We start from the raw sequence: 5,592 nt of genomic DNA, 5'->3' as shown, positions 1-5,592 counted from the left end.
CCCCGGGAATGCCCGCCCATGTGACCCTCGCAAACCCTTGGGCACGCGGAAGCCAGTCCCAAAATTCTGGGCATGCGGAAGCCAGTATTCCGGCGGTTAAGTGACTTTGGAGTGCCTGAAAATCCGCGGTGGGCCTCTACGTGCCTCAAACTTTGCCGGTGGCCTCCGCGTGCCTCACGACTCGCAGCCAGAGACACATGCCCCGCTGGACGCGGCACGCAGAGCCGGGAGAGCGTGCAACCGGGCCAGGGGAGCGAGGTCCGTGACGTCCTCCGCACCCGCGAGGGGCTGCCACCGCAGTTCCACGATCTCCGCTGCAGGCACGGGGGTGTCGGTGAGCGGCACGGTGCTCACGAACACGTGACTGTGCAGCCCGTGACCGGGTTCGTTCGCGGCATCCGAGTGCCATTCCCCCACGGGGCGCAACTGCTCCGGGGTCAGCGAGATCCCCAGTTCCTCCCGGACCTCGCGGATCCCGGTCTCCAGGGGTGTCTCGTCCCCCTCTGGCTTGCCCCCGGGGAACATGAACATCCCGGTCGAACGCTTGCGCACGGTCAGGACCGCCCCGTCCGAGGCGCGCCGCAGCACCACACCGGTCACCTTGATCACGGGACGTGAGGGGGTCCTGTCGGCGCTGGTGAGGGGACTGGCATCATGGGAATCCGGCACGCCCCCACTATAAGGAGCCACGATGACGAACCCTCTGCACGATCTGTCCGTACCCGTGGTGCAGGCGCCCATGGCGGGTGGCCCCTCGACCTCCGCGCTCGCCGTGGCCGTAGCGGAAGCGGGCGGACTGGGGATGCTGGCCGCGGGTTACAAATCCGCGAGTGCCATGGCGGAGGAGATCCGTGAGGTCGCCGCACGCACGGACCACTTCGGGGTCAACCTCTTCGTCCCCGAACGGGACCCCTCCGATCCGGAGCAGCTTGAGGCATACGCGCGAGCCCTCGCCCCCGTGGCCGCCGACCTGGACGTCCCTGCCCCGCAGCCGGGCCCGTTCACGGATGACGACTACCCGGCCAAGCTGGATCACCTCGTGGCCAACCCCGTGCCCCTCGTCTCGCTCACGTTCGGACTGCCGGGAGCGGCCGACGTCGCGCGGTTGCGTGAGGCGGGCAGCGTCGTCGTCCTCAATGCCACGGACGCGCGGGAAGTCGAGGCCGCGGCGGAACTCGCACCGGACGCGATCGTGGTGCAGGGACGCGAAGCGGGCGGACACCGGGCCACACACGGCCAGGCCACGACCCCGGAGGACATCAGCACCGCGGAACTGCTCGACCAGGCGCGTGAGTTGAGTGAGATCCCGTTGATCGCCGCGGGCGGGATCGCGAGTCGCGAGGACGCCGCGGACCTGCTCGGCCGCGGAGCCGTAGCGGTGCAAGTGGGCACCCTGTTCCTCACCGCGCGGGAAGCGGGGACCAAACCCGCCCACCGGGAGGCCCTGCTGAACGGCGGGGGCAGGGACACCGTGGTCACCCGGGCGTTCTCGGGCCGCTGGGCCCGCGCCCTGCGTAATGGGTTCACCGACCGACTCGGATCTGCGCAGGTGAGTGGCTACCCGCAGGTGCATTACATGACGGCGCCGCTGCGGGCCGCGTCCGCGGGCGACGCCGAGGGGCTGAACCTGTGGGCGGGCACCGGTTTCGGCGCGTGCCGGGACACGAGCGCGGCGGAGATCGTGGAACTCTTCCGGGGGTTGTGACCCACTGCCGCGGGACGGTGCCCGAGGGCTAGCGTGGGAAGGACAGCACACCCGCCCACCCCGGATCGACCGTGCTCGGTACGCCCAGGACGCGTGAGCATCCGGGTGGCGCACCGCCCACCCACCGAGAGCCCATGCCCACTCGGAAGATCGTGGCCGCCCCGGCCAAGTCCGCGATGTTCCTGGTCCTGACCATCGAGGAGGGATCGGAGGCGGAGGTCGCGGACATCCTCACGGACGTCTCGGACCTCACCAAGGCGGTCTCGTTCCGCGTCCCCACGAGTGACCTGTTGTGCGCGGTCGGTATCGGCTCCGATGCGTGGGACCGGCTCTACGATGCGCCCCGCCCCAAGGACCTGCACCCGTTCCCGGAGATCGTGGGTCTCGTGCACACGGCGGTGTCCACCCCGGGGGACCTGCTGATCCACTTGCGCGCGGCCTCCCAGGACATGTGCTTCGAGCTGGCCAAGCACCTCATGAAGCGCCTGGGCCCGCACGTGGACGTGGTGGACGAGGTGCAGGGCTTCACGTTCTTCCAGGAACGCGATCTGCTGGGTTTCGTGGACGGCACCGCGAACCCGAAGAACGAGGACGCGTTCACGGTCGCGGTCGTGGGCGACCAGGACCCGACCTACCGCGGCGGCAGCTACGTGCACGTGCAGAAGTACCTCCACGACATGGGCGCGTGGGAGGCACTGTCCGTCACGGAGCAGGAGCTGGTGATCGGGCGAACCAAGCTCGAGGACATCGAGCTCTCGGACGAGGACAAGCCCGCCAACTCGCACGTGGCCCTCAACGACCTCGACGACGTGAACGGCCGGGCCCGCGAGATCATGCGTGACAACATGCCGTTCGGTCGCGTGGGCACCGAGGAGTTCGGCACGTACTTCATCAGCTACGCCGCGGATCCGGGCGTCACGGAGACCATGCTCGAGAACATGTTCCTGGGCGATCCCCCCGGGCACGTACGACCGCATCCTGGCCTTCTCCACCGCGGTCACGGGTCCCTGTTCTTCGCGCCGCCGCGCTCGTTCCTGGAGGACCCGACCACGGTGCCCCCGCGCGACGGCGCCCCGGACGCGGACCCCGCGGGCGCCGAGTTCTCGGCACTGGGAACAGGACACGTGAGCGACCTGGCCGCGGACATCCAGGGCAACGCGCCCGCGAGCGACAACGACCCGGTGACCGCACCGCAGGACGTTCGCGAGTTCCCGGCCGCCGTGGCCCGCGCCAAGACCGAACTGCACCTGGGCCTGGACGCCGTGATCGGCTACTCGTCCCACACCGCGGAGACCGTGGACCTCTACTTCCGGGAGACCCTCACGTTCCGGGTCAACACGTCCGAGGCGAGCGTGGCCATCATTCGCTGAGCCCGGCCCGGGCTTCGTCACGGCTCACCGGGAGTGCCCCCCCGGGGCCGGGTCAGTTCCTGCGCAGGAACTTCCCGAAGAACTCGGTGAGTTCGTCGGTCGCGTCGAGCGGCAGGACTGCGGCCACGTAGTGGTCCGGGCGGACCACCACGACGGCGCCGTCGCGGCTGATCATGCGCACGTCGAAGACGTCCTCGCCGGGGATCGCGGCGTAGACGCGCTCCCAGTAGTTCAGCTCGAACGGGCCCACCTGCGGCTTGAACGCGCGCGGCACCTTGGTGATGTCGACGTCCGTGTAGGGCTGCTGGTAGGTGACGTCCACGTCGAAGAGGGTGGCATCGCCGTCGTCATCACGGCGCAGCGCCACGAGCGGGGATGAAGGATCGTTCTGCCACCACTCGGCGAACGCGGTGGTGGGGGAATCCGCCCCGGCCACGGAGCTGTCCGCGAAGACGTGGATGCGCCAGCGCCCGTCCGCGGTGGCCTCGTGACCCTGGTGCACGACCATGGAATCGCACACGCGCTGGACGCGGGCGGACTTGAAGCGCTTACCCACCGGGTAGCCCTCGGCGAAGTCCTGGTGGTCGGTACCCGCCGTGATCAGGGACGGCTGGTACTCGGTCATGAACCCGGCCGGGAACTCCGCGGTCTTCACGTAGAAGTCCTCGAGGTACGTGGGATCCGGCAGCTTGTCCTGGGGGGTGGCCATGAGGGTGGACCACTCACGGTCGAAGTCGATCAGGTTTTTGGCGATCACCTGACGTTCCTCGGAGTAGGTGTCCAGCAGGGACTCGTCCGCGCGCCCGGAGAGCACGGCCCCGAGCTTCCAGCCCAGGTTCCAGCCGTCCTGCATGGACACGTTCATGCCCTGGCCGGCCTTGGCGGAGTGGGTGTGACACGCGTCCCCGGCGATGAACACGCGGGGCACGCGGGTGCCGCGGTCCTCGGTGTCGACGTCGTCGAAGTGGTCCGTGAGGCGGTGGCCCACCTCGTACACGGAGGACCAGACCACGGACTTCACGTCCACGCTGTAGGGGTTGATGATCTTGTTCGCGCGGCGGATGATCTCCTTCACCGGAGTCTTGCGGATCTCGTGGTTGTCGTCCTCGGGGACCTCGCCCAGATCCACGTACATGCGGAACAGCAGCCCGCCCTCGCGCGGGATCAGCAGGATGGAACCGTTCACGGAGTTGATCGCGCACTTGGTGCGGATGTCCGGGAAATCGGTGTCGGCGAGCACGTCCATGACGCCCCACGCGTGGTGGGCGCCCTGGCCGCTGAGCTTGCGACCGATCGCCTTGCGCACGCGGGAGGACGCGCCGTCGCACCCGAGGACGTACTTGGCGCGCACCGTGCGCTCCTCGCCCTCGCGCTCACCGGCGGCGTAGCGCACGGCCACGGGGTACTCCTGGTCCTGGTCGATCTCCAGGTTCACGAACTCGATGCCGTAGTTGGGCGTGATCCGGGCCGGGCCGCGTTCGGCCGAGCGCAGGAAGTAGTCCAGCACCCGGGCCTGGTTCACGATCAGGTGCGGGAACTCGGACACACCGCGGGGATCATCCGCGGGGCGGCCGGTGCGCACGATGTTCTGGGGGTTGGTGGGATCCGGGTTCCAGAAGCACATCTCGCGCAGGCGGTACGCCTCCTACGTGATCTCCTCCGCGAAACCGAAGGCCTGGAAGGTCTCCACGCTGCGGGCCTGGACACCGTCCGCCTGGCCGATCTCCAACCGGTCCGGACGGCGCTCGATCATGCGCGTGTTGACGTCCGGGTACTGGGACAGCTGTGCCGCCGCGATCACACCCGCCGGCCCCGTGCCCACGATCAGCACGTCCATGGTGTCGGTCAGGTCCTCGGGACGGTCCACGCCGTAACCGCGGGGCTCCTCGATCCGGGGATCCTCGGAGACGTATCCGTTCTGGTGAAATAACATGCCTTCTCCTGGTTTGTGCGGTGAACTCGCAGGGTGTTCCCGCAGGTCCCGGGATCCGGGTCCGAGTCGCGGGGCGGCGTCCGTGCTGTGCGGTTCCACCGGTGAGGTCCGTACGGCGGGTGCGGGCCACGTCGCCCGCCCCGGGGTGGTTCGGTGGCATCGAAAGGGTGTGTCACAGATCATATACGATCTGTGTTTCGGGTAACAATTCCAGCTCCATGGTCCTGCCGGGTGCACGGGAATACGGAAACGAGGGGCCGTGCGAGGAACGCCCCGAGGGGGCGGGAGAGGAAGCTCCGGCCCGCTGTGGCGAAGGCCGCAAGAGTGGCCGCCTGGGGGCCCATGGGCTCGAAGAACAAGTGGTTGAACACGAATCCCGCGGCGGAGGCGTAGAGGAAGAAGTCGTACCACTCGATACTGGTACCGATGATGGTTCCGGCCACGACCTTGCGCTGCTCACGACGCGGCGTGGCACTTCTGCCCGTTGTTTCGTGGGTGGTGGGATCGTGGGGCGCCATGTGCGACTCCTTCGTCCGGTGAGTCCAGTTCTCTGGGGTGGGTGCGCCGCCAGGGTGTCCCGGGGG

The 5,592-nt window shown here is 68.6% G+C and carries 4 protein-coding genes and 1 pseudogene; 2 read left to right on the top strand and 3 right to left on the bottom strand.

The window, feature by feature from the left end:
* Positions 1-174: 174 nt before the first annotated feature.
* The gene (locus tag J1M36_RS05815) at positions 175-609 is read right to left on the bottom strand and encodes an NUDIX domain-containing protein (RefSeq protein ID WP_239319676.1); all 435 of its coding nucleotides are present in this window, start codon (positions 607-609) and stop codon (positions 175-177) included.
* An 82-nt stretch (positions 610-691) separates the two neighbouring features.
* On the opposite strand from J1M36_RS05815, the gene J1M36_RS05810 reads away from it, so the two are divergent.
* Both J1M36_RS05810 and J1M36_RS05805 read left to right on the top strand, forming a co-directional pair.
* Positions 692-1,705 carry a nitronate monooxygenase family protein gene (locus J1M36_RS05810; RefSeq protein WP_098054636.1) on the top strand — a complete coding sequence of 338 codons (1,014 nt, stop codon included), beginning with the start codon at positions 692-694 and terminating at the stop codon, positions 1,703-1,705.
* A gap of 134 nt (positions 1,706-1,839) precedes the next feature.
* Positions 1,840-3,075 carry a Dyp-type peroxidase gene (locus J1M36_RS05805; RefSeq protein WP_206478862.1) on the top strand — a complete coding sequence of 412 codons (1,236 nt, stop codon included), beginning with the start codon at positions 1,840-1,842 and terminating at the stop codon, positions 3,073-3,075.
* A gap of 52 nt (positions 3,076-3,127) precedes the next feature.
* Here the strand turns inward: J1M36_RS05805 and J1M36_RS05800 are convergent.
* Positions 3,128-5,008, bottom strand: a pseudogene (locus J1M36_RS05800) (FAD-binding monooxygenase).
* 179 nt (positions 5,009-5,187) lie between these two features.
* Positions 5,188-5,526, bottom strand: coding sequence for a hypothetical protein (locus J1M36_RS05795; protein ID WP_206478861.1), 339 nt, complete (start codon positions 5,524-5,526; stop codon positions 5,188-5,190).
* Between the last annotated feature and the right edge of the window lie 66 nt (positions 5,527-5,592).

It is taken from the genome of Kocuria sp. KRD140 (genome assembly GCF_017168375.1).
Taxonomy (GTDB): Bacteria; Actinomycetota; Actinomycetes; order Actinomycetales; family Micrococcaceae; genus Kocuria; species Kocuria marina.
The sequence above is the reverse complement of the archived record's forward strand: the minus strand, read 5'-3'. Positions and strand labels throughout refer to the sequence as shown.

Coding starts and splice junctions, on each gene's coding strand:
- J1M36_RS05810 (WP_098054636.1), top strand. CDS start 692: ATGACGAACCCTCTGCACGATCTGTCCGTACCCGTGGTGCAGGCGCCC.
- J1M36_RS05805 (WP_206478862.1), top strand. CDS start 1,840: ATGCCCACTCGGAAGATCGTGGCCGCCCCGGCCAAGTCCGCGATGTTC.
- J1M36_RS05795 (WP_206478861.1), bottom strand. CDS start 5,526: ATGGCGCCCCACGATCCCACCACCCACGAAACAACGGGCAGAAGTGCC.